This window comes from Streptococcus sp. ZY171113 (genome assembly GCF_057748235.1).
On record NZ_CM173243.1, the window covers coordinates 1,716,789 to 1,739,799 of the forward strand.

Consider the following 23,011-nt stretch of genomic DNA (forward strand, 5'->3'; position numbering starts at 1 on the left):
CGCTACTCTTCTCCTAAGGAATAAATAAATATATAAGAAATTGGGATAACCAAACCTAACTGAGTCGATGTAAAAACAGGATTAATAATTGATAAAACTACGAATAGTAAAGCATTGAGTTGGAGAATCGTTTTCCCTGTTTTTGGCACTCTCCTAGACATACCACTCAGTAGATAAGTAAATATTAGCACCAATAATAGCACTAATGCTACTCCCACTAAACCTGAGCTACCTAATAAGTCTAGTACCTGTGAATGCCCTCCAACAGATAGGGGATCTCTGGCCCCATAGAGAGGATTAGCACTAAAACTCTCTAGACTCATTTGATAGAGACGCTGCCTCTCTCCAATATCACTACCTAAATCAGAAGAGTTAGTCAATAAGCGATAAATTTCAATAATCCTAATCTGAACACTGGCATAATTCGAAAATAAGCGAATCAAGTAATTGAAAATGGTATCTAAATTAAGGTAAACAACGATTGATGGCAATAAGCTAAATAAAATCACGAAAAATTTGGTTACTGCCTTTAAACCAATTGTATAAGACAGCACCGTAGCTGGAAGCAACAATAGAATAAGGCTTGTGTATTGTGTTTCGATAGCACAAAGTACGGTTAATGAAAATAAAAGGAGGTAACGCTTTAATCTACTATTTTTATAAAGGTATAGAAACAACGGAACCATAAACAATAGTAAATAAGAAAACCCAAAACTCCCTATATTCTGCAGCCGATATAAAATTTTTAGTGAACTATCCAGAGTTGATGTCGCTAAGAATCGTGATGGGATATTATATCGTAAGTTACCAATTATTGTCGTCAGCAAGGTTACTATCAGTAACATTTGGAACCATGATTTGATTTTTTTGAACGATATTTGCTCTCTCAATGCCCCTTGACTTGCGATATGACTCAACCAAAACAAGGGAAAAAGAAACTGGAAAGCAATAAATACTGATGTCAAAAATGAATAGTTTAGCTGCCATTCGCCAATATGGAGAACTCTAACCACACCTAAACTAATCACCAAGGCTAAGAGAATGCGTATATCAAGCTTTCTATGCATAAAAATCGCACATAGAAACAAGAAAAAACTCAATAAAACAAATAAATTGTATACACCCAAGTTAACTGATACAAGTGGAAGCAACATAGGAATTAGGAATAAGCCAAAGCTCCACTCCATTAAGGTCACACTACTAACTCTAAACATTAGTAACCCCCTACAACCTTTTCAAAAGAAGATTTTTTCGGCAAAATTGCCTCAAAGCTTTCTTTTATCAATGCAACACACCGCTCAAATTCAGCGTCCGTCATCTCCGTGTCGTTCAAGCACATCATCGGAACTTCTTGTTTTCTAATGCAGGACACTGCTTCGTCAATATGATAAGCTGGAATTGATTTTCCGACTTTCAGGGAACGTGGGTAAAAATTACCACTTGCCAGCTGCCATTCTTTAAAGACCCATTGGTTAACATCTGTCATCTGCCTAAAACGATTGCGACACGTTTCATCAAGGATATCCTCATAACGTTCCCAAACCTCTTTGAAGGTTGATTTCAAAAAAGAAACCGGCAAATGCTGTTGAAGCATTCCAGGGAACCGCGGTGCTGCTAGTAAGAACAGGGTTCTTAGGTTATCAATACCATATTTGTAATTAAACCACCCAAATGGGTTTTTCTTAATCACTTCCCGCATATTAAAGGCATTATTAATAACCCCAATATCGCGAAACGGTGCCATGATATACATGTCTTCCATGTTGTAACAATGAGCCGTTAGAACGGCTGAATCACATGGTTTACCATGGTTAAAGAAAAAATTTGGCTTAAGCGATTTTAGTAGAAAAGTATCATCGTTAAAGTAGACAAATTGCTCTGCCAACCCCTCTATACGATGAAGATTAAGCTCAATGGTATGACTGGAGAAGGTTGGTAAATAGTGCTCAGGAATAAAATCACTATGCTTAACAATATTTAGCTTAGGATTTGAAGTATCCAACCATTTGGGCAGGTGGCCCCAAGTGACAAAATGAATCTTATTGACCCAAGGGCAGAAAGTTTCCACCCCCCGAAACCAATACTGTAAATTATCCCAGTCACGGTACCGATGAGTGCTATTGTCATCGCTCTTTTTAAGGTTCGGCTCATAAGATTGACGTTCTTGTCGCCATTCTGGATCATTGCCATCTACCCAAATCATGACAAAATCAATTTTTGGTTCTTGCACTAATCTTTTCTCCATACCATTTTATTGATAATACCAACATAACTTTGGATAATCTTCACAACTTTTGTGCTAACGTTATTATCAACGTATGCTGGAACATCACTTGCAAAGGCCCCTTCATCATTCAGACCAACGGCAACGTTGACCGCTTGGAGAACCTGTTCCTCACTGATTGAACCAATTGTAAAGACACCTTTTTCCATTGCTTCTGGTCTCTCTGTTGAGGTCCGAACAGATACTGCTGGAAAATTAAAGTAAGCACTCTCCTCAGGTAGCGTACCGCTATCAGAAACCACACAAAAGGCCTCTTGTTGCAATTTATTATAGTCAAAGAAACCTAAGGGCTGATTCTGAATGACACGTCGGTCAAATTCAAATCCACGCAACTCAATAAATTTCTTAGACCTTGGGTGACATGAGTATAAAATCGGCATATCGTAGGTCTCTGCCAAGGCATTAACAGCATTCATCAACGAAAAGAAATTTTTCTCAATATCAATATTTTCTTCCCGGTGAGCGGACAATAGAATGTAACCTTTCGAAGTCAAACCTAAGCGGTCAAGAACGTCACTTGCTTCAATGGCATCTCTATTTTTATCGAGAACCTCTGCCATCGGAGAACCGACAACATAGGTGTACTCTGGTTTTACACCAGAATCTAGAATGTATTGTCGAGCATTTTCTGAATAACAGAGGTTGACATCACTTGTAATATCAACAATTCGACGGATAACTTCTTCTGGTAGGTTCTCGTCCTTACAACGGTTTCCAGCTTCCATATGGAAAACTGGAATTTTAAGACGTTTGGCAGCAATTACCGATAGGCATGAATTGGTGTCACCCAAAACGATAAGAGCTTCTGGTTTTACCTCTGATAAAATATCATAAGACTTAGCAATAACATTTCCCATGGTATGACCAATGTTATCTCCGACGACACCGAGGTAGTGGTCTGGTTCACGTAAGCCGAGTTCTTTGAAAAACACCTCGTTTAGGGTATAATCATAGTTTTGACCGGTATGAACAATAACATGATCAAAGTACTGGTCACATTTTTTGATGATTTCTGACATTTTAATGATTTCTGGGCGGGTTCCCAACAGTGTCATCAACTTTAATTTTTTGATTTCCGGCATTTCTTCTCTCCTAGAGGTCGTAATGTGGGTAAAGTTCTTTGTGGTCTCTCATCCACTCGGCGAGTTCTTTCACCATCACATCGTAGCTGGGAATTTCGTAATCAAATCCTTCAAAACGAGTTCGGACCAACGATTTATCAGCGGAAAAACTGCTCTCCTTGGTGATATCGATTTGATCTTTTCTGATGTGAGTGTTAAACAAGTGTAATAAATCGTATTTGGTAATTGAAGTACTTGGTACAGTGTTGTAGAGGCCATTAGCACGTCTGAGTGCAGCTTGTTCCATCGTTTTAGCCAATTGTAAGGTTGTTTGCCCTGTCCAAATAGCTTTTTCAAAGCCTTTTACTGGTCCTTCTTGTTTCATAAACCAGTTTAGTAGGCCAATACCATTTTGATTGATATCTGGTCCAACAATGGAATTTCTCAAGGTGATGTTTTTATCATCGTCTAATTCACCAAGAGCTTTAGATTTATCGTAGAAGAGGGTGCCATTGGGAACAGACTCTTCGGTGTATTGCCCTTCTTTTCCAGAAAACACACAGTCCGTACTCATCTGAATAACCTGTGTTTTGGTGCCTGCTGTGACTTTGGCCAAAAAGTGTGGCAAGTAAGCATTAATCATGACGGCATCAGCATGGTTGTTCTCTGCAAACTCATTTAACAATCCAACACAGTTGATCACACTATCAAATTTATCCTTGCCGATAACCTCTGTCAAAAAGGCTGTGTCTGTAACATCTCCGACGACAGAATCGACCAATTCTGACGGTGTTCTCGCAAAGCCTAACACATCATGCCCTTGTTCTTTCAGATAAAGTGAGATGATGTGGCCAGCCATACCATTACAGCCTAGAACTAAAAATTTCATTAGCGGTCTCCCCATGTTGCCAAAACTTCTTGAATATAATCCAAGCTCAACAACTTCTCCTTAACTTCTTCCACAGACATCAAAGTTGTGTTGTTACTATTAAATTCTGTCAGAACATTTCTTTCTGCGTTACCTTCGCTAAAGTACTTATCGTAGTTCAGTTCACGCTTGTCTGATGGTACTCGATAAAAATCGCCCATATCAATGGCATTAGCACACTCTTCATTGGTCAACAAGGTCTCATACATCTTTTCACCATGACGAATACCGATAATTTTAATTTCATGACCAGGAGCAAAAATCTCCGTCGTTGCCTTGGCCAATGTTTCAATAGTACAAGCTGGTGCTTTTTGAACAAGAATATCACCACTGTTACCATGACGGAAGGCAAACACCACCAAATCAACGGCCTCTGGCAAGGACATGACAAAACGAGTCATATCTGGAGAAGTGATGGTAATCGGCTTACCTTCTCGGATTTGTTCAATCCACAGTGGTACAACTGAACCACGGGAGCAAAGAACGTTACCATAACGGGTGCAGTTGATTTTTGTTTTTTCCTCACTCACGGTGCGGCTCTTAGCAACAATGACTTTCTCCATCATCGCTTTAGAAGTCCCCATAGCATTTACTGGGTAGGCAGCCTTATCTGTTGACAAACAGATAACAGACTTGACACCTGCATCAATGGCAGCTGTCAAGACATTTTCTGTCCCGATAACATTTGTTTTGACAGCGTCCATTGGGAAAAATTCACATGATGGCACCTGTTTTAGGGCTGCTGCGTGGAAAACAAAATCCACACCATACATGGCATTTCGAACTGACTGAATATCCCGTACATCACCTAGATAAAATTTAATCTTATCTGCGTATTCAGGGAATTTAGCTTGGTATTCATGACGCATATCGTCTTGTTTTTTCTCATCACGAGAAAAAATTCTAATCTCAGCAATATCGGTTTTCAAAAAACCATTCAGAACAGTGTTACCAAATGAGCCTGTTCCTCCTGTAATAAGTAAGGTTTTGTCTTTAAAATCTGACATGATTATTCTCCTTTTTTAATAAAGTAACGCTTTTCCAAAGGAAGCGATAGTTTCTTATCAACAATATGAACTGATAGAAAAGCAAACACAGATGTCAAGATAGTTGTTATCAAAAACATCATAACAGCAAACAAATTATTTTCTAACCGACTAATGTAAAAATGATGAATCGCATTTAGAACAACCATATGGTAAAGGTAGAACGCATAAGAATAATCTACTTTCAACCGTTTTCCCTTACCCGAATAAGCAAGGGCAAACAATGCAATCATCAATAGAAAGGTCGTTATCACATTATAACGTACACCTTCAAACATTACCGTTAAATGTGATGGGAGAAAATTCCAAACAATATAAAGTATAACAATCGGAAAACAATATTTGCTCAAGTTTGGAATAATAATATTCCTTTTATAATAAACCATCATTCCAAATAAAAAGATATAAAGGAATGGCAGAATAGATACCGATAATAACTTATAAATAATTTCTGGATAGAGAGTATGAAGCTTCTCTAAAACTATCGCAAGAATTGCTAAGGATGATAAGAGGAGCACCCAAATTTTGACAGATGCATCTTTTAATCGTTTAGCAAACCAATAAACTAAAATATAAAATTGGATATCGACAGTAATTGTCCATAAGGCACCGTTCGGAACTCCTACTCCGTACTGGCTTAACCAACTTCCTGTATAAAACTGGAAAACTGTTAATTGGGTTATCAAATATAGAACCAACTCTTTTAGCGTTGGGTAGAATCCTGCTCCAAAAATAATAATCATCACATTAAGCAAGACACAAATCCAAAGTGCAGGAAATATCCTAAAAAATCGTCTCACCCAAAATTCTTTGAGAGGATAACGTTCAACTGACCGTGCCACCAGAAAGCCACTTAAACAGAAAAACAGCGGAACCCCTCTAACAATGTAGGCCATTTTATGGATAATAGGATTATCTATTCTGAAATGACCCAAAAAATGCCCTAATAAAATGATAAAAGCAACAACGAGTCTAATAATATCAAAATAATTATCGTTAAGACTAACTTTTTGTTCTTTCAAGAGCTACCCTCCCATAAATACTTCATCTAAGCGATTTAAGAGTTTTTCTTTATTGAATACCTTTCGAGAATACTCCAGGGCTGAATGGCCTAGTTTTTCTCTCTCCTCGGTAGACATAGCTAGTAATCTTTCAATCGTCAAGGTCAACTGATTAGCATCTTCGGCAGGACTTCCAAAACCAGCCCCTGCTTCCAAAATAATATCTTGAACTTCTCCATCAGCTGATACTAGAATTGGTTTCCCGCAGGCCAAACAGGATTGCGTCTTAGAAGGAATTGTTATTGAGAACACCTCACTCTTAGATAATGAAATCAATAGAGCATCAGCCATTGCCAGGTAAGCAGGAATTTGTTGGGCAGGTTTTCTGTCAATGAACAGGAAATTGGACTCCAATTTTTGATCACTAACTTCCCTTTGGAGCAACTCCTTATAACGACCATCACCTATTAAGACAAAAGTAACTGCTCGTCCTTTTTCTTTTAACTGATTGGCGACCTCAACTAGGGTACTTAGACCTTGAGCATAACCGATATTACCTGCAAATACAATATTAAACCGTTCCGTATCAAAGTGTTCTCGAACGCTCTCATCAACTACCGCTACGGGTTTATAGTAATCCTCGGCATATTGAGGCCAAAATTCAACCTTGTCAGCCTCAACACCTCTTCGATAAATCGGAGCCATAAAACTCTTAGAACTCGTAAAGATTCGCTGACTATTATGATAAATGTAGTCAACCATTTTTTGAATCGGATACAACAAGTATTTATTTGTTATGCCTGTGATAATGGCAACATTCTCCGGCCATAAATCCGTGACGTACAAGTAATGGGGGACCCCCCGCATTTTCGCATACTTGATTCCCACCAAAGCCTGAGTCATCGGAGATACCTCAAACGTGTAAACTAAATCTGCTTGAAGTTGCGTTTGCTTAACCCATTTGTAGCCTTCTACAACAAAGGACAGGTAATTCCGAATGAGATTAAGAGAACCTTTTTGGCGTGCACGAATGGGCAAGCGAATAATATCAATTCCCTGCCAAGTCTCAAAACGTTTTGAGGTATGGCTATAACCTTCATAAAACTCACCTTGAGGGTAATTAGGAATTCCAGTGACGACCGTCACTTGATACCCACGCTTGACCCATTCTTGGCACATGTCATTGATTCTAAATTCCTCGGGATAAAAATATTGAGAAATAACTAAAATATGCTTTTTCAATGCCACTACCTACTCTCAGTCGAAATCACCGATTCTTCAAAAGTTTTCACATGATAATCAAAATCGTATTGACTTAATTCTTTAGAGTAGACCATGTTGCCAAACAATTTCTTCATACTATCAAAACCAAAAAGAAGATGAATCAGAGGGTTAAAGACCCTTGTCTGATAAATCTTTTTGCCATGAACCTTAGCAATCTCTTGAACAAGGTTAGATGTACAGATGTAATCCTTGTTCTGAGGGAAAAAGACACCAGTTTCTTGTCTAAGCATGACCTGCTTTAAAAACTCACACAAATTATCAATGTGGAGCATGCTACGTTGATTTTCTATGTTGGGAAAAACAGGTGTCAAACGTGCCAACTTGGATAACCTAGGATAATTTCCTTTAGAGTTTTTGCCATAAATCATCGGTGGTCGAAGAATAGTGACCTTGAATGCCTCATCTGCCAACTGATTGAGTGCTTTTTCAGCCTGTAACTTACTATCACCATAGAAATCACTCGGAATTGGCTCCGTCTCCCTAGTAATCACTCGCTCTTTAGCTGTACTATCACCATAAACAATAATACTACTCATAAAGACAAACTGTGCTATACCCTCAGCTTTGGCTTTTTGGGCAACAGCTGTCGTCAAGTCTGTGTTAACTTGATAGTAAAGGTCTTTCTTACTAGGATCTTTGGAAAAATGAGCAATCCCAGCAACATGAAAAATAGTATCATAGCTTGAAAAATCTTTTTGAGCCCAATCATTCCTTTGAAGGTCATGCTCCTCCACAAAAAAATCAGAATCGCCGTCAACATAGTTCATAAACGAGCGACCGATATAACTATTGGCCCCTGTAATGAGAACACATTTCATCATCAACTCCTTTTCCCTTGGCCTGTTCCACCCTCAACAACACCTTCGCTTCTAAAGACACTTAAAAATGTCCCTAAAAAACACTTGATATCGAGAGCTAAGCTCATGTTTTGGACGTAGTACCCATCTAGTTTGGCTTTGACGTCAATTTCTAATTCGTCACGGCCGTTAATCTGAGCCCAACCCGTCAAACCTGGACGGATGGCATTGGCACCGTACTTGTCTCGCTCAGCAATCAAATCGTACTGATTCCAAAGAGCTGGACGAGGACCGACGATGGCCATTTCTCCTTTAAGGATATTAAAAAGCTGTGGCAACTCGTCCAAACTGGTTTTCCTTAAAAAAGCTCCTGCCTTGGTAATCATCGCCGAGGGGTCAGCCACCAAGTGGGTCGGCATATCGGCTGGTGCATCCGTATACATGGTCCGAAACTTATAAATGTTAAAGTGTTCCTTATGGCGACCGACACGTTTTTGCTTAAAGATGACTGGACCTTTTGAATCCAGCTTAATCCATACCGCAATAGCGACTAAAATCGGACTAAAAACAAGAATGGCAACTGCGGCTACTAAAAAATCAACCAACCGTTTCAACATAACATATATCATTTCTTACCCCTGTTTTGCAAAAGCAATCAAGCTTTCTTTTAACTCCTCTGTCGATAAGGACAAGAGGCTGCTAATGTAGGCTTCAACCACAGCCTTCTCCTTGTTCTGGACTTTGCCAACAAAAATCTTATGATGAACTTGTTCACCAACCAATTCGTCTCCTGTCAGCAACTCTTCGTACAACTTTTCACCTGGTCGAATACCTGTCTCAACAATTCCAATGTCTTCAATCCGATGACCACTCAACTTGATGACCTTCTTGGCCAAATCTCTAATCAAGACTGGTTCACCCATATCCAAGACAAAGATTTCACCACCTTTAGCCAGATAACCTGACTGGATAACCAAGCGACTAGCTTCTGGAATGGTCATAAAATAGCGGGTCATTCGGAAATCGGTCACTGTTACTGGCCCACCTTTGGCAATCTGCTCCTCAAAGAGGGGCACAACACTGCCTCGACTGCCCAAGACATTACCAAACCGTACCGCTGAAAATTGCGTACCATTCTCGCTGTTGAGATTGGCCACAACCATTTCAGCAACCCGTTTGGTAGCCCCCATGACATTAGGCGGGTTAACAGCCTTATCAGTGGAAACCATGACAAATTTAGCCACCTTGGCAGCTTTGGCGGCTTCAGCCACATTTTTGGTGCCAAAAATATTATTTTTAACCGCCTCGCGTGGGTTGTATTCCATCAGAGGCACATGTTTATGGGCTGCTGCGTGGTAAACAATATCGGGCTGATAGGTTGCCATCACCTCAAAAATGAGGTCTCTGTCCTGGATATCAGCAATAACTGGAATAATTTCTATCTGGCCCTGATACTTGCCTGTCAGTTCACGATGAATTTGGTAAATCGAGTTTTCACCATGTCCCAAGAGCAGCAAACGTTTGGGAGAAAACAAGGAAACTTGACGACAAATTTCTGAACCGATTGAACCGCCAGCACCTGTTACCAAAACAGTTTTCTCTGCAAAATAAGTACCCAGGTCATCCTGATTAAGAATAACTTCTGAACGCCCCAAGAGGTCCGCAATCTCTACTTTTTTCAGGGTCGCAACAGATAGCTTGCCTGAAATCACATCCTCAACTGCTGGCATGGTATTGACTTCAACCCCGACTTCGTTACAGAGGTCAATCAATTTTTCACGTTCCTCCTTGGATAAGGACGGGATAGCAATGGTAACTTGATCAATCTCTAATTCATTTACCAGACGAGGCAGGTCATGGCGACTACCAAGAACCCTTTTCCCTTCAAGATAGGTACCGTGCTTATTGACATCACCATCAATAATTCCGATAACTTCAATATCTGTCGATGATGACTCAACCGTTCTAATAAACAGTTGTCCCCCCTTACCTGCTCCTGCAACGAGGGTTCGCTTACGTCCCTGTTCGCGACGCTTGCCCCCAGAAGGCTCCTTAATCAGTCGCCAAATCAGACGAGGTGTTACAATCAGAATGATGGAAAATACCGCTGAAAGAAATAGAAAACGTTGACTCCATTGCTCCTGAGTAAGGCTGAGAACAATCCCCAATAAACCACAGGATAGCAGTACCGCTAAAGCAATACTAAAAACATTCTTATGACTCGTAAAGCGAGTTATAATCGAAAAGACACGCAAATAATTTGCAATCACAAGGTAACTCACCAAAACAATGCCCACCGATATGGGAAAATAGCTTGACAGATTAGAAGCCAAATCCTTCATAAACAAGGCACTAAATAAGAGGGAAAGTAAAATCATAACGGCATCTAAAACCATCAAAATTCCTCTTTTAAACTGTCGATTCATTCGTTCATTCTCCTTTAATTGTCCCTTACCGTCCCTCAAAAAGAATGTTCGGTTTTTACCCCCCTCCCCCCCCCGAAATTTGAAGTTTTCGTTTGGGAGTCTGTGACAAGTTCTACTTTTTTAACTGAATGTCAATACGATTTAAAGTTCTATACCTTAACTCATTATTGAAAATGTAAGCCCCTTTTAAAGGTATACTCTTTCTTTTTCCTAAGCTTAATCGTCAAAACTATTGGGAAGTTGGCTCTGCTAATACTAAGCATCTTGATACATACGTTCTGTGCCAAATTTGGCCTCCCAACCCATAAAAATTGTAGCAAAACATTATTGTCCTAAGAATCGTCTTACCGCATTTGAAAGGTTAACAGCCGTTAGTATGGCATTAAGTTTCGTCTTTAATCTAATATGCGGAGCCCACAATAACTTAGGAAAGTAAGTATAAAAATAACGGTCGATCCCTACTTGCAAGTCTCTAGGAACTTGACTGGCTAGCTGAATCCGATTCTTCAAGTTAATAACTGCCGGTGCCAAATAAGCCACTTCATATGTTGAAAATTCTGGAAAGTTTGAAACAATCAAGTCAAATACCTCTTTTTTCATTTCCAAAACATCAAATACGGAATGATTCAATCTATGGGTAGTGCTTCCATCCCAGCGTCGATAGGCATAATAGATTTGACTTGAGACAACCATTTGACGACTTCTTTTCGTCGTCAAATAAGAAAACAAACTATCTTCAGCAATCCGTCCAACAGGAAAGCGAGAATCTCCAATCACTTCTCTTCTGAAAAGACGGCCACCAATCATTCCTGGAATCTTATTGGTCAACTGATAGGTCAATGCTATCCTGCCATCAATCACTTCATCACAAAATGGTCTATCAACGCTCTTATCAGGATAAATCCAACGATAACTCATATTGACGATATCCGCTTGCTCAGCCACCAACACGTCTAAGACATCAGCTAAGGCATGATTTTCAATCAAATAATCATCCGAATCAATGAAAAAAATATAATCACCTTTGGCATGGTCTAAACCTACATTTCGTGCCACCGATTGCCCCTGGTTTGTTTGGGAAATCAGTTTGATGTTCCTATGTCGTTCTGCATAAGCTTGGCAAATCGCTAAGGACCCATCTGTTGAACCGTCATCAACTAAAATAATTTCAAGCTCAACACCTGTTTGAGCCAAAAGGCTTTCCAAACATTCAACCAAATAAGCTTCTACATTATAAACGGGAACAATAATCGAAATCATAGACCTCTCCCATCTCTCAAGCCAGCAACTGCAATAGCAATCTGCCTTCTAGACGTTAGGTTATTCAAAAACCGTCCTCCCGCTCGTTCTTTAATCATTTTTTTGTTTTCGTTTCCGTTTCTTAGGTTTAGCGGTCTGCCCATATTGCCCATACTGGCCATAAGAGCCGTATGAACCGTAGCTGTCAATGCTGTTGCCAACCTTGTTAAGGATAACACCTAAAAACTGAGCACCACTCTGCTCCATCTGCTCCTTAGCCTTGGCCACAAAGCGGCGTTTGATGACTCCTGATTCGGTAACGATGATAGAGGCATCACATTTTTTGGCAATGATAGCCGAGTCAATAACCAAACCAATCGGTGGCGAGTCAATAATGACAAAATCATACCACTCTCTGACATTGTCCAACAGTGAGTTGAAATGAGCATTCTGTAAGAGGCTGGTCGGGTTGGGTGGCACCTGGCCTGACGGAATAACTGAGAGGTTCTCAACATTGGTGTCACAGATGACCTCTAACAACTCACTATTACCTGATAGGTAAGATGTCAACCCTTGGATCTTGCCTGTCGCCTTGAAGGTCCCTGACATGACCGAGTTGCGGGTGTCCGCATCAATCAAAAGGGTGGTAAAGCCTGCTCGGGCAAAGGAAATCGCTAGGTTAACCGACGTCGTACTCTTACCCTCACCAGGTTGAACCGACGTCAGCACAATAGTCCGAATATCTGCACCGCTGAACTGGATGTTGGTCCGAATAGAGTTGTAATACTCCTCCGTCTTCTTCACCTCATGGGCACGATGCCTTACTAATTCTAAATGAGCCATGACTCCTCCTACTTCAGTTGGTCAATATCTGGCACAATACCGAGCAAGGTCATGCCGAGAACTTCTTCGATATCTTCTGGACGTTTAACACGATCGTCCAAAACTTCTGCCAAGAGCACACTAACGACCGCCAAAAAACCACCGACTAAAAAGCCCAAAATGGTGTTGCGTTGAACACGTGGAGATGAGGGGCGTTCTGAAGGCTCAGCTTCTTCTATGGTATTGATTTTTTCGACGTTGGTGACGGCCTTGATTTTCTCAGCCGCCACTTCTCGAACGGCGTTGGCCAAACGAGCTGCTTCTTCTGGGTTACCATCACGAACAGAAATCGAAATAATCCGTGTCTCCGTTGGGATAGACACTGAAATCTTAGAAAGAAGACCTCCTTCTTTCATGGAAAGCTTCTCTCGGGCAATCACATTGGACAAAACATCCTTAGAAACGATGATTTCCTTGTAGTCCTTAACCAAGAAATTTCCTGTCTGGAAATCCTGGGCGGTCAGCGTTTCTTGACCAGCTTTCTGGTTAACCACGTAAATCTTGGTCGTCGAGGTGTAAATCGGGTCGAGAACAAACAAGCTCAGAGATAGAGCAACTGACGCTGAAAACAATGACACCAGAATAATCTGGAATTTTCTATACCACAACTTCTTCAACAACTGAAGTAAGTCGATTTCTACTACTTGGGTCGTGTCCATGAGGTCTCCTATAAGTCAAAATAATAGCAAATGGCTAAAAGAAGCCATTATCCTAGTCCATTATATCACAATTCCCTTAGATATAGCAAAAGAATGCCTTATGAAAGCATTCTTTTCCTTGTTTCTTGAGCTTAATCATCAAAACCGTTCGGGTGTTGGCTCTGCCAACGCCAAGCGTCTTGGCACATGCGTTCGATGCCGAAACTAGCCTCCCAACCGAGCTCTGCCTTAGCCTTGTCAACACGAGCATAGCAAGCCGCGATGTCCCCCGGACGACGCGGGACAATCTTGTAAGGAATAGGACGACCGACCGTTTTAGACATCTCGGCCACAATTTCTAGCACTGAGTAGCCCGTACCAGTTCCCAGGTTATAGACCGACAAACCAGTCCCTGGCGCTAAACGCTTGAGGGCAGCCACATGGCCCTTAGCCAAGTCAACCACATGGATATAGTCACGGACACCCGTTCCATCAACCGTATCATAGTCATCCCCAAAAACACTCAACTCCTGCAACTTACCGACAGCCACCTGAGTGACATAGGGCAAAAGGTTGTTTGGGATACCCCTTGGGTTTTCCCCTAACTCCCCTGACTCGTGAGCACCGATTGGGTTGAAATAGCGGAGCAGAACCACATTCCAGTCCTTGTCAGATTTGTAAAGATCAGTCATGACCTCTTCTAACATCAACTTGGTCCGACCGTAAGGGTTGGTAGCCGACAGGGCAAAGTCTTCTGTAATCGGTACTGTTACTGGATCACCATAAACCGTCGCAGATGAGCTAAAGATGATGTTTTTGCAGTTGTAGGCCGCCATCACCTTGAGCAGATTAACCGTTCCTGAAATGTTATTGTCGTAGTAATGAAGAGGAATCTGTGAGGATTCACCAACTGCCTTCAAACCAGCAAAATGGATAACACCATCAATCTCATGGGTTTCAAAAATCCCTTCCAAACAAGTCTGGTTGCGAATATCCCCTTCATAGAAGGTCACCCTTTTACCAGTCAAGGCTTCAACAACAGCCAAACTCTTGGCACTAGAGTTACTAAGGTTGTCTAGGACGATAACCTCATGCCCCGCCTCCAAAAGTTCCACACAGGTATGAGAACCAATATAACCTGTTCCACCAGTCACTAAAATAGTTGACATATGCGTCTCCTTTATATCATAAAAATAGTAACACGATTATTAACCAGTTCCACTCTAACAGAGAACTGGAGCATACTTCCACTAAGGCCAGGCTTACTTGCGAAGAAGTTTACGAACTGTATTCGATAAATTGACCGCAGTCAAAATGGCATTTATCTTGGTCTTAAGCCGAACATACGGGTCAAAAAGCAATTTGGGGAAGTAGGTGTAAAATTGTTGGTCAACAGCTGTTCGTAATTCTTCAGAGACCTTCTTGGTTGCTTGTACACGATTTTTCAAAATAACAGCTGTTTCGGCGAAATAGACAGTCCTGTACTTAGCCATTTCAGGATACAATACACTGACTTGTCGGTAGATGTTCTCCTTAATATCAAAAACATCTAGTAAACTCATGTCCCGACGATGAGTGGTGCTACCATGCCAACGTCGATAAGCATAATAAATCTGATTTAGAATAACATTTTTACAGCTATTCTTAAAACTTAGAACCTGTATCCACAATAAAAATGTTAAACCGATTGGACTAAGTTTGACCCAATTGAGGACGCTTTTTGCAGAAATACTAAGCGTAGACCAGAGTATCTGACGGTGAGTGAGCAAAAATGAGCTTGTTCAAGTCATTGGTTACATTGTGAATACAGGTTCTTAGATAAGAAAACAACTGGTCCTCAGAAATCTTTCCAACAGGGAATCTGTAACCTTTTAAAATATCCTTCCGAAACATTTTGGCCCAAACTGTAACCGAAATCCGATTGGTCAACTGATAGGTCAATGCTATCCTGCCATCAATCACTTCATCACAAAATGGTCTATCAACGCTCTTATCAGGATAAATCCAACGATAACTCATATTGACGATATCCGCTTGCTCAGCCACCAACACGTCTAAGACATCAGCTAAGGCATGATTTTCAATCAAATAATCATCCGAATCAATGAAAAAAATATAATCACCTTTGGCATGGTCTAAACCTACATTTCGTGCCACCGATTGCCCCTGGTTTGTTTGGGAAATCAGTTTGATGTTCCTATGTCGTTCTGCATAAGCTTGGCAAATCGCTAAGGACCCATCTGTTGAACCGTCATCAACTAAAATAATTTCAAGCTCAACACCTGTTTGAGCCAAAAGGCTTTCCAAACATTCAACCAAATAAGCTTCTACATTATAAACGGGAACAATAATCGAAATCATAGACCTCTCCCATCTCTCAAGCCAGCAACTGCAATAGCAATCTGCCTTCTAGACGTTAGGTTATTCAAAAACCGTCCTCCCGCTCGTTCTTTAATCATTTTTTTGTTTTCGTTTCCGTTTCTTAGGTTTAGCGGTCTGCCCATATTGCCCATACTGGCCATAAGAGCCGTATGAACCGTAGCTGTCAATGCTGTTGCCAACCTTGTTAAGGATAACACCTAAAAACTGAGCACCACTCTGCTCCATCTGCTCCTTAGCCTTGGCCACAAAGCGGCGTTTGATGACTCCTGATTCGGTAACGATGATAGAGGCATCACATTTTTTGGCAATGATAGCCGAGTCAATAACCAAACCAATCGGTGGCGAGTCAATAATGACAAAATCATACCACTCTCTGACATTGTCCAACAGTGAGTTGAAATGAGCATTCTGTAAGAGGCTGGTCGGGTTGGGTGGCACCTGGCCTGACGGAATAACTGAGAGGTTCTCAACATTGGTGTCACAGATGACCTCTAACAACTCACTATTACCTGATAGGTAAGATGTCAACCCTTGGATCTTGCCTGTCGCCTTGAAGGTCCCTGACATGACCGAGTTGCGGGTGTCCGCATCAATCAAAAGGGTGGTAAAGCCTGCTCGGGCAAAGGAAATCGCTAGGTTAACCGACGTCGTACTCTTACCCTCACCAGGTTGAACCGACGTCAGCACAATAGTCCGAATATCTGCACCGCTGAACTGGATGTTGGTCCGAATAGAGTTGTAATACTCCTCCGTCTTCTTCACCTCATGGGCACGATGCCTTACTAATTCTAAATGAGCCATGACTCCTCCTACTTCAGTTGGTCAATATCTGGCACAATACCGAGCAAGGTCATGCCGAGAACTTCTTCGATATCTTCTGGACGTTTAACACGATCGTCCAAAACTTCTGCCAAGAGCACACTAACGACCGCCAAAAAACCACCGACTAAAAAGCCCAAAATGGTGTTGCGTTGAACACGTGGAGATGAGGGGCGTTCTGAAGGCTCAGCTTCTTCTATGGTATTGATTTTTTCGACGTTGGTGACGGCCTTGATTTTCTCAGCCGCCACTTCTCGAACGGCGTTGGCCAAACGAGCTGCTTCTTCTGGGTTACCATCACGAACAGAAATCGAAATAATCCGTGTCTCCGTTGGGATAGACACTGAAATCTTAGAAAGAAGACCTCCTTCTTTCATGGAAAGCTTCTCTCGGGCAATCACATTGGACAAAACATCCTTAGAAACGATGATTTCCTTGTAGTCCTTAACCAAGAAATTTCCTGTCTGGAAATCCTGGGCGGTCAGCGTTTCTTGACCAGCTTTCTGGTTAACCACGTAAATCTTGGTCGTCGAGGTGTAAATCGGGTCGAGAACAAACAAGCTCAGAGATAGAGCAACTGACGCTGAAAACAATGACACCAGAATAATCTGGAATTTTCTATACCACAACTTCTTCAACAACTGAAGTAAGTCGATTTCTACTACTTGGGTCGTGTCCATGAGGTCTCCTATAAGTAATGATTATCTAGTAATTGCTGGGCATTGTTGACAAAGAGGTCGTCTGCCCGTTGTTGACCAAAGTCTGAACAAATCCGTTCGTAGGCCTTGCTCATCTGAGGCTGGCGTTCTGCCGTGTTATGCATGTCACTGGCCACACAATGGACCAGGTCATTCTCAAGGAAAAAGCGGGCCCGTTTCTTAAATACCTTGTATGAATCACCAAAAAGCTTCGGTTTGAGAACATTAGAACTATTGATTTGCATATAAGCTCCCATATTGATGAGCTCTGTCACTTTTTTCAAGTCAAATTCCAAGGCATTGTAACGTTCGATATGGGCAATAATCGGGGTCAGACCTGACATCGCCAGCTTGTTAACAGCCTGATGCATGTCCTTATAAGGCGTCACTGTGCTAAATTCCACCAAAACAAACCGAGTCTCAGCCATAGTTGGCACCTTGCCCTGCTCTAATTTCTCTAGAATGTCCGGCGTGAAAAAGAGCTCGCCACCATAGTGAAGCTTCAGGTCAGGGAATTTCCGCTTAGCAGCCTCCTTGACATCCAAGAAATTAGTCAAAATCGTTTCTTCAGGCGTTTCAAACATCCCCTTGCGACGATGCGAGGTAGCTACGATCTGACGAACCCCTTGATCATAGCTCATTTGCAACAAATCCAGAGACTCCACAATCGTTTTGGGGCCGTCATCCACGGCAAAAATGATGTGCGAATGAATATCAATCACTTAGTTTCCCTCCATCGTGTCATAAATGGCTTGCTTGGCAGCCTCTAAACTAGCCTGATCCAAGCTCACCATATACAGGGCTGCCTCTGGCATCGCATAGGATGGCAACTGACCGATTGAACCCGTTCCAGAAACGGCCTGTGAAGTCACCTGATACTTGGACTTACTGGCCAACTGACCATTAGCCAGGGCCAACATCTCTGATAAAGGCATGTCAGTCTGAACTGATGTCCCCAAGCCATCAATCAACGCATTGTAACTGCTCAAGGAATTGACCGAAGCCAGCTTATCAATCAAGGCAGCGATAACTTTTTGCTGGTTTTTCCCACGGTCATAATCCCCATCCTGCAAGCTGTATCGCTCGCGAACAAAGCCCAGAGCCTGATCAGAATTAAGACTAACGGTACCGACAGGGAAATGATATCCACCGTACAGACTGGTAAATTCTTGGTCATTCACCACTTCAATCCCACCAACTAAATCAATCAAATTAATAAATGAAGTAAAATTCAAGCGGGCATAATAATCTAATTTAATCCCATAAAGGTTTTCCAAAGTGCCAATCGAAGCATCAACCCCATAGATACCAGCATGAGTCAGTTTATCCGGTTGACCTGCCCCGCCACCTGCAATCGGCACATAGGCATCACGCGGTGTTGTTGTCAGCAAAATCTTCTTTGTCCGACGATTGACCGTCATGATGATGTTGACATCCGACCGTGAAACCGTCGAGATAGACCCATGAGAATCGATACCGCTGATGTAAATGTTGAAACTGTCAGCTGTCTCCTTGACATCCTCAGCTTTGGGTGCTCGTTCAACAGCCTTTTCAACCTTGGTTGTGTAAATCACTTTAATCTTATCGGCAAATTGGTCATCAATAGCTTCCAACAAAGGCACATAAGCGTCATTAAGCACCATGGCCTTTTGACCATCTGCCAAGATTTGCTCGTAAGCCACTTGGTAAGAGGACACCATTTCTGTTGCTGGACTAGGCAACTGAGCCTCCTGCAACTGCGCCAGCAAATCAGACAAACCAGCCTGATCATTGGCTGCCCCCAAGAGACTGGTAACTCCCGATAGGTCCGTCAATGGACTGTCTTTACTAACCGCCACCGCCAGGTTGGTCTGAGCAATTTTAGTGGTTTGGTTAAACTGATTGGCAAGGTTAATGGCCGAGCGACCAACAAAAATCCCGCCAAGCAAGCAGAGACTGGCTAGAAACAGGAAAATTTGGGTAAACACTGTTGCTTTTTTCAGCAACCACAAGAAGAGGCTTAAAAGGAAAAAGCCTACCAAACCGCCAAGCAAGAGAACGGCCGTCTTTTGGGTATCAAACAGGTGATGTGTCATCACCAAGTAGCCAAAATAGGTCGCAAGTGCCGTGTAGAACACCAAAAACAGCAAGCTAATCACGCTTAATTTTTCCTGACGACGCCCACTTGACGGCTTTCTTGCTGCACGTTTTTTCATCTTATTCCTGCTGACCTTCCAACTTGTTAATCTCCTACATTATACTCCTTTTTGTGACGTTTTTCAATAAGAAACACCCTAGATTGTTTGATAAGGCAGAGAAAAAACAGGTGGCTTACCACCTGTTTCAAGGATCACTCGTATCTCAGGGCTTCGATCGGATCCAGCTTGCTGGCACGGTTGGCTGGCAAGAGGCCGAAAAGAATACCAATGAAAGCTGAGAAGAGCAAACTTCCTAGCGACGCCGTCCAGGAAATACTGAAAGTCAATTTAGGATTTATCTGACCGATGAGCGTGGTCAACCCGTAAGCCAAACTCAAGCCAATCCCACCTCCCAGCACAGTCAGCACAACAGCCTCAATCAAGAACTGAGTTAGAATCTTGCCACGGGTGGCCCCCAGAGCCTTCCGGAGACCGATTTCACGGGTTCGCTCGGTAACAGACACCAACATGATGTTCATGACCCCGATGCCACCAACCAAGAGGGAAATCCCAGCGATGGAGCCGATAACAATCGTCACCATAGCAATTTCAGCGTTCAGCTCGGCCATATAGTTACTCATATCAAAAATCGAGTAACGCCCTTCTCTCAGACCAGCCACTTGGGTCAAGGTTAGAGCAGCCTCGTGACCAATCTCATCTACCCGTAGGGGGTCTGAGGCATAGATGATAATGCTCTGTGCATTTTCAGGAATCCCAAATTCCGCAACAACTTGGTTGAGCACCATGATAGCATTGCCATCAGAAGCCATCCCATACATGGCTGTCCCTGCGTTGGGATCCTTATAGACACCAACAACACGATAGGTCTTTTCACCGACCGAGACCACCTTATTGAGAGCCTCTTCATTAGAGCCAAAAAGTTTAACGGCCAGCTGAGTATCCAACATGATAATCCGAGCAAACTGACGATAATCCTCTTTGGTGAATCGGCGACCAGCTAGAATATCGTAGTTTCTAACATCAAAATAGGTCTCACTAATCCCTGTAATGTTAACGCTATCTGCTTTCTTATTCCTAAATTCTACTGCCGCAGTTGTGTTGTTAGTCAGATAGTAGTTATCTGCACCATCAACACGAGTGATAACTTCCTTCAGCCAATTTTCATCTGGACTAGGGGCCTCAGCCTTGTAGCCCCCACCAAAAAATGCTCCGAATGCCTCACCTGCGTCTTCTTCAGGCTCGCTCTCATAAAACAGATTGATGTACTGGCGTTCCTTGGACATAGCTTTCGTGAACGATTGTTTAATCCCGTCCCCCAAGGCCATGATAACCACCACCGAAGCAACCCCGATGATGATGCCCAGCATGGTCAGAAAGGACCGCAACTTATGCCCCATGATGGAGCTAATGGCAAATTTCCAATTTTCCATAGTCCCTCCTTAACGATTTCGTCTATCTTCGGTGATTTCACCGTCCCGAAGGACGATGACCCGCTTGGCGTGGGCCGCAATCTCAGGCTCGTGGGTAACCATGACAATGGTCTTACCCTCGTCGTTCAAGGCCTTGAGCAGGGCCATGATTTGCTCACCCGTTTTGGTGTCCAAAGCCCCTGTTGGCTCGTCCGCTAAGATGATCGACGGATTATTGACCAGAGCCCTCGCGATAGCCACCCGTTGTTTCTGTCCTCCGGACAATTCTGACGGTAAATGCTTCATCCGTTGGCCCAACTCGACCTTTTCCAGAAAAGTTGCAGCCAGCTCCTGACGTTTAGCAGCTGGTACCCCAGCATAAATCAGGGGTAACTCCACATTTTGCAAGGCATCCAGCTTGGCCAGGAGGAAAAACTGCTGGAAGACAAAACCGATTTCCTGGTTACGGAAGTGGGACAGCTCCTTCTCAGACAGGTCTTCTACCTGGGTGCCGTTGAGCTGGTAGTCACCACTTGTCGAACGGTCCAAGAGGCCAATGATGTTCATCAGGGTTGACTTACCAGACCCAGACGGACCCATGATAGCCAAAAATTCACCCTTATCAACAGTCAAGTCAATGCCTTTCAAAACCTGCAAGTCCTCGTCACCATTGCGGTAGGACTTGGTGATGGCTTCCAGGCGAATCAATTTGTCATCACTTGTCACTAGGCACCTCCCCTGGCATGTCTGCCGCGTCCACAACTTCTTCTGGTTTCAATTTTTGACCGTCCTTGAAATCAAATCCTGGGTTGCTAATCACCGATTGGTTGGTCTCAAGACCAGAAGTCACCTCTTGGTTAATAGCATCAGCTCGACCAACCGTCACTTCAACCTTGTCCAGGGTCATCTTGTCCTTGTCATAAACCCAGACATAAGATTTGTCACCTTCTTGGACCAAGGCTGATGTTGGCACCAGCTTGCTAACAGATTTATTGATGACCTCGATATTAACCTTAAAGCCTTGACGAAGACCAGCTATATCCCCGGTAATATCAACCTTGAAAGGATAATTCGCTCCTGAACTAGAGCCTGAACCACCTGTACTAGAGCCTGCTTCTGACGGGTAGTTGGAAATGTACGAAATCTTACCTGGCCAGGACTTGTCTGGGAAAACCTTGGAGGTCAATTTGACCTCTTGATTAACCGTCATATTGGCCAAATCGTACTCCGTCAAGCCTCCCTCAACCTGAAGCTGACCTTCACTGACAATGTGAACCACCACTTGGCTTGTGGTCTTAGAAGGGTCAAGGGATTTGGTCACTTCAACAACGGTCCCCTCAACAGTACTCAAAATCAGGAGCTGATCCAGAGCTTCTTGAGCCTTATCCACATCCTGTTGGGCACTGGCATAGGCATCGTTAAGGTCGGCCAATTGGTTGTTTGCCGACCGTTGCACCTCGGCCGCATTGCTAGTGACCGAACCATCTTCACTCACTGTTTCCGTTGCAGGCAGACCATAGGTTCTCAATTCGTAAATCTGACGGCCAACCTTGTCCCGTGCACGCACCGCTTGATCATAGGTAGCTTGGGCATTTTTCGTCGAATACTGAATTAAGGCTTGTCCAACTTTAACCTTATCCCCAACATTAACATGAAAGGTTGCCACTTCACCCTTGGCACTATCGTAATACACCTTTTGCTCACTCAAGGCTTTGACGGTTCCTGTCAAAAGTGTTGAGGAAGCAATAGATCCCTCGGTGACAGGTGTCACCTGATAGGCCATCCCCATGTCCTCAGGAGAACGCCCCCCTCGGCCAAAGACCAAGTATCCCCCCAATAACAGAACAGCTAATCCGCCACCTGCAAACCCAATCACTTTTTTAGACAATTTCTTTTTACCTTGTTTTGACATGCTTATTCTCCTTTTGTATCGTTTTTTTAAGACAATTATAATCTAACACAAAAATCCTGTCAAGCAA

General features: G+C 42.7%; 23 protein-coding genes. All 23 read right to left on the bottom strand.

Annotation, left to right across the window (positions count from 1 at the left end; translation table 11 throughout):
- Positions 1 to 2: 2 nt before the first annotated feature.
- Positions 3 to 1,214, bottom strand: coding sequence for a hypothetical protein (locus AC3ARB_RS08120; RefSeq protein ID WP_488320069.1), 1,212 nt, complete (start codon positions 1,212 to 1,214; stop codon positions 3 to 5).
- Entirely contained in the window at positions 1,214 to 2,230 is a 1,017-nt protein-coding gene (locus AC3ARB_RS08125) for a stealth conserved region 3 domain-containing protein (RefSeq protein WP_488320070.1), read from the bottom strand. The genes AC3ARB_RS08120 and AC3ARB_RS08125 overlap by 1 nt, the downstream gene beginning before the upstream one ends.
- Positions 2,230 to 3,366, bottom strand: coding sequence for a non-hydrolyzing UDP-N-acetylglucosamine 2-epimerase (gene wecB, locus AC3ARB_RS08130; protein WP_488320071.1), 1,137 nt, complete (start codon positions 3,364 to 3,366; stop codon positions 2,230 to 2,232). The genes AC3ARB_RS08125 and wecB overlap by 1 nt, the downstream gene beginning before the upstream one ends.
- 10 nt (positions 3,367 to 3,376) lie before the next feature.
- Complete coding sequence (locus AC3ARB_RS08135; protein WP_488320072.1) at positions 3,377 to 4,234, bottom strand: SDR family oxidoreductase; 858 nt, start codon at positions 4,232 to 4,234, stop codon at positions 3,377 to 3,379.
- The gene (locus AC3ARB_RS08140; RefSeq protein ID WP_488320073.1) at positions 4,234 to 5,280 is read right to left on the bottom strand and encodes a polysaccharide biosynthesis protein; all 1,047 of its coding nucleotides are present in this window, start codon (positions 5,278 to 5,280) and stop codon (positions 4,234 to 4,236) included. Before AC3ARB_RS08140 ends, AC3ARB_RS08135 begins: the two co-directional genes overlap by 1 nt.
- A 2-nt stretch (positions 5,281 to 5,282) precedes the next feature.
- Positions 5,283 to 6,341: an acyltransferase family protein gene (locus tag AC3ARB_RS08145; protein ID WP_488320074.1), complete on the bottom strand. Its 1,059-nt coding sequence runs from the start codon at positions 6,339 to 6,341 to the stop codon at positions 5,283 to 5,285.
- Positions 6,342 to 6,344: 3 nt separating this feature from the next.
- Positions 6,345 to 7,568: a glycosyltransferase family 4 protein gene (locus tag AC3ARB_RS08150; RefSeq protein ID WP_488320075.1), complete on the bottom strand. Its 1,224-nt coding sequence runs from the start codon at positions 7,566 to 7,568 to the stop codon at positions 6,345 to 6,347.
- Complete coding sequence (locus tag AC3ARB_RS08155; protein ID WP_488321550.1) at positions 7,568 to 8,422, bottom strand: NAD-dependent epimerase/dehydratase family protein; 855 nt, start codon at positions 8,420 to 8,422, stop codon at positions 7,568 to 7,570. Before AC3ARB_RS08155 ends, AC3ARB_RS08150 begins: the two co-directional genes overlap by 1 nt.
- 2 nt (positions 8,423 to 8,424) lie before the next feature.
- Positions 8,425 to 9,027, bottom strand: coding sequence for a sugar transferase (locus AC3ARB_RS08160; protein ID WP_488321551.1), 603 nt, complete (start codon positions 9,025 to 9,027; stop codon positions 8,425 to 8,427).
- A 6-nt stretch (positions 9,028 to 9,033) separates the two neighbouring features.
- Positions 9,034 to 10,827, bottom strand: coding sequence for a polysaccharide biosynthesis protein (locus tag AC3ARB_RS08165; RefSeq protein WP_488320076.1), 1,794 nt, complete (start codon positions 10,825 to 10,827; stop codon positions 9,034 to 9,036).
- Between the two features lie 324 nt (positions 10,828 to 11,151).
- Entirely contained in the window at positions 11,152 to 12,087 is a 936-nt protein-coding gene (locus AC3ARB_RS08170; RefSeq protein WP_488320077.1) for a glycosyltransferase family 2 protein, read from the bottom strand.
- Between the two features lie 90 nt (positions 12,088 to 12,177).
- On the bottom strand, positions 12,178 to 12,909 hold the full coding sequence (locus AC3ARB_RS08175; RefSeq protein WP_488320078.1) for a tyrosine-protein kinase: 732 nt from the start codon (positions 12,907 to 12,909) through the stop codon (positions 12,178 to 12,180).
- Between the two features lie 8 nt (positions 12,910 to 12,917).
- Entirely contained in the window at positions 12,918 to 13,607 is a 690-nt protein-coding gene (locus tag AC3ARB_RS08180) for a Wzz/FepE/Etk N-terminal domain-containing protein (RefSeq protein WP_488320079.1), read from the bottom strand.
- Positions 13,608 to 13,738: 131 nt separating this feature from the next.
- Positions 13,739 to 14,755 (bottom strand): UDP-glucose 4-epimerase GalE, encoded by a 1,017-nt coding sequence (gene galE, locus AC3ARB_RS08185; RefSeq protein ID WP_488320080.1) that lies wholly within the window; start codon positions 14,753 to 14,755, stop codon positions 13,739 to 13,741.
- Positions 14,756 to 14,848: 93 nt separating this feature from the next.
- A complete protein-coding gene (locus AC3ARB_RS08190; RefSeq protein WP_488320081.1) occupies positions 14,849 to 15,148 on the bottom strand; it encodes a hypothetical protein in 300 nt (99 codons plus the stop codon).
- Positions 15,149 to 15,317: 169 nt separating this feature from the next.
- Positions 15,318 to 15,947 (bottom strand): glycosyltransferase family 2 protein, encoded by a 630-nt coding sequence (locus tag AC3ARB_RS08195; RefSeq protein WP_488320082.1) that lies wholly within the window; start codon positions 15,945 to 15,947, stop codon positions 15,318 to 15,320.
- Positions 15,948 to 16,037: 90 nt separating this feature from the next.
- On the bottom strand, positions 16,038 to 16,769 hold the full coding sequence (locus AC3ARB_RS08200) for a tyrosine-protein kinase (protein WP_488320078.1): 732 nt from the start codon (positions 16,767 to 16,769) through the stop codon (positions 16,038 to 16,040).
- A gap of 8 nt (positions 16,770 to 16,777) precedes the next feature.
- A complete protein-coding gene (locus AC3ARB_RS08205; protein WP_488320079.1) occupies positions 16,778 to 17,467 on the bottom strand; it encodes a Wzz/FepE/Etk N-terminal domain-containing protein in 690 nt (229 codons plus the stop codon).
- 8 nt (positions 17,468 to 17,475) lie between these two features.
- Positions 17,476 to 18,207 carry a capsular polysaccharide biosynthesis protein Cps4B gene (gene cps4B, locus AC3ARB_RS08210; RefSeq protein ID WP_488320083.1) on the bottom strand — a complete coding sequence of 244 codons (732 nt, stop codon included), beginning with the start codon at positions 18,205 to 18,207 and terminating at the stop codon, positions 17,476 to 17,478.
- Positions 18,208 to 19,680: an LCP family glycopolymer transferase CpsA gene (cpsA, locus tag AC3ARB_RS08215; RefSeq protein ID WP_488320084.1), complete on the bottom strand. Its 1,473-nt coding sequence runs from the start codon at positions 19,678 to 19,680 to the stop codon at positions 18,208 to 18,210.
- A gap of 134 nt (positions 19,681 to 19,814) precedes the next feature.
- Positions 19,815 to 21,053 (bottom strand): ABC transporter permease, encoded by a 1,239-nt coding sequence (locus AC3ARB_RS08220; RefSeq protein WP_488320085.1) that lies wholly within the window; start codon positions 21,051 to 21,053, stop codon positions 19,815 to 19,817.
- A gap of 9 nt (positions 21,054 to 21,062) precedes the next feature.
- Entirely contained in the window at positions 21,063 to 21,758 is a 696-nt protein-coding gene (locus AC3ARB_RS08225; RefSeq protein ID WP_488320086.1) for an ABC transporter ATP-binding protein, read from the bottom strand.
- A complete protein-coding gene (locus AC3ARB_RS08230; protein WP_488320087.1) occupies positions 21,748 to 22,944 on the bottom strand; it encodes an efflux RND transporter periplasmic adaptor subunit in 1,197 nt (398 codons plus the stop codon). Before AC3ARB_RS08230 ends, AC3ARB_RS08225 begins: the two co-directional genes overlap by 11 nt.
- Positions 22,945 to 23,011 lie beyond the last annotated feature (67 nt).

Coding starts and splice junctions, on each gene's coding strand:
- AC3ARB_RS08120 (WP_488320069.1), bottom strand. CDS start 1,214: ATGTTTAGAGTTAGTAGTGTGACCTTAATGGAGTGGAGCTTTGGCTTA.
- wecB (WP_488320071.1), bottom strand. CDS start 3,366: ATGCCGGAAATCAAAAAATTAAAGTTGATGACACTGTTGGGAACCCGC.
- AC3ARB_RS08135 (WP_488320072.1), bottom strand. CDS start 4,234: ATGAAATTTTTAGTTCTAGGCTGTAATGGTATGGCTGGCCACATCATC.
- AC3ARB_RS08140 (WP_488320073.1), bottom strand. CDS start 5,280: ATGTCAGATTTTAAAGACAAAACCTTACTTATTACAGGAGGAACAGGC.
- AC3ARB_RS08155 (WP_488321550.1), bottom strand. CDS start 8,422: ATGAAATGTGTTCTCATTACAGGGGCCAATAGTTATATCGGTCGCTCG.
- AC3ARB_RS08165 (WP_488320076.1), bottom strand. CDS start 10,827: ATGAATCGACAGTTTAAAAGAGGAATTTTGATGGTTTTAGATGCCGTT.
- AC3ARB_RS08170 (WP_488320077.1), bottom strand. CDS start 12,087: ATGATTTCGATTATTGTTCCCGTTTATAATGTAGAAGCTTATTTGGTT.
- AC3ARB_RS08175 (WP_488320078.1), bottom strand. CDS start 12,909: ATGGCTCATTTAGAATTAGTAAGGCATCGTGCCCATGAGGTGAAGAAG.
- AC3ARB_RS08180 (WP_488320079.1), bottom strand. CDS start 13,607: ATGGACACGACCCAAGTAGTAGAAATCGACTTACTTCAGTTGTTGAAG.
- galE (WP_488320080.1), bottom strand. CDS start 14,755: ATGTCAACTATTTTAGTGACTGGTGGAACAGGTTATATTGGTTCTCAT.
- AC3ARB_RS08190 (WP_488320081.1), bottom strand. CDS start 15,148: ATGAGTTTACTAGATGTTTTTGATATTAAGGAGAACATCTACCGACAA.
- AC3ARB_RS08195 (WP_488320082.1), bottom strand. CDS start 15,947: ATGATTTCGATTATTGTTCCCGTTTATAATGTAGAAGCTTATTTGGTT.
- AC3ARB_RS08200 (WP_488320078.1), bottom strand. CDS start 16,769: ATGGCTCATTTAGAATTAGTAAGGCATCGTGCCCATGAGGTGAAGAAG.
- AC3ARB_RS08205 (WP_488320079.1), bottom strand. CDS start 17,467: ATGGACACGACCCAAGTAGTAGAAATCGACTTACTTCAGTTGTTGAAG.
- cpsA (WP_488320084.1), bottom strand. CDS start 19,680: ATGAAAAAACGTGCAGCAAGAAAGCCGTCAAGTGGGCGTCGTCAGGAA.
- AC3ARB_RS08220 (WP_488320085.1), bottom strand. CDS start 21,053: ATGGAAAATTGGAAATTTGCCATTAGCTCCATCATGGGGCATAAGTTG.
- AC3ARB_RS08230 (WP_488320087.1), bottom strand. CDS start 22,944: ATGTCAAAACAAGGTAAAAAGAAATTGTCTAAAAAAGTGATTGGGTTT.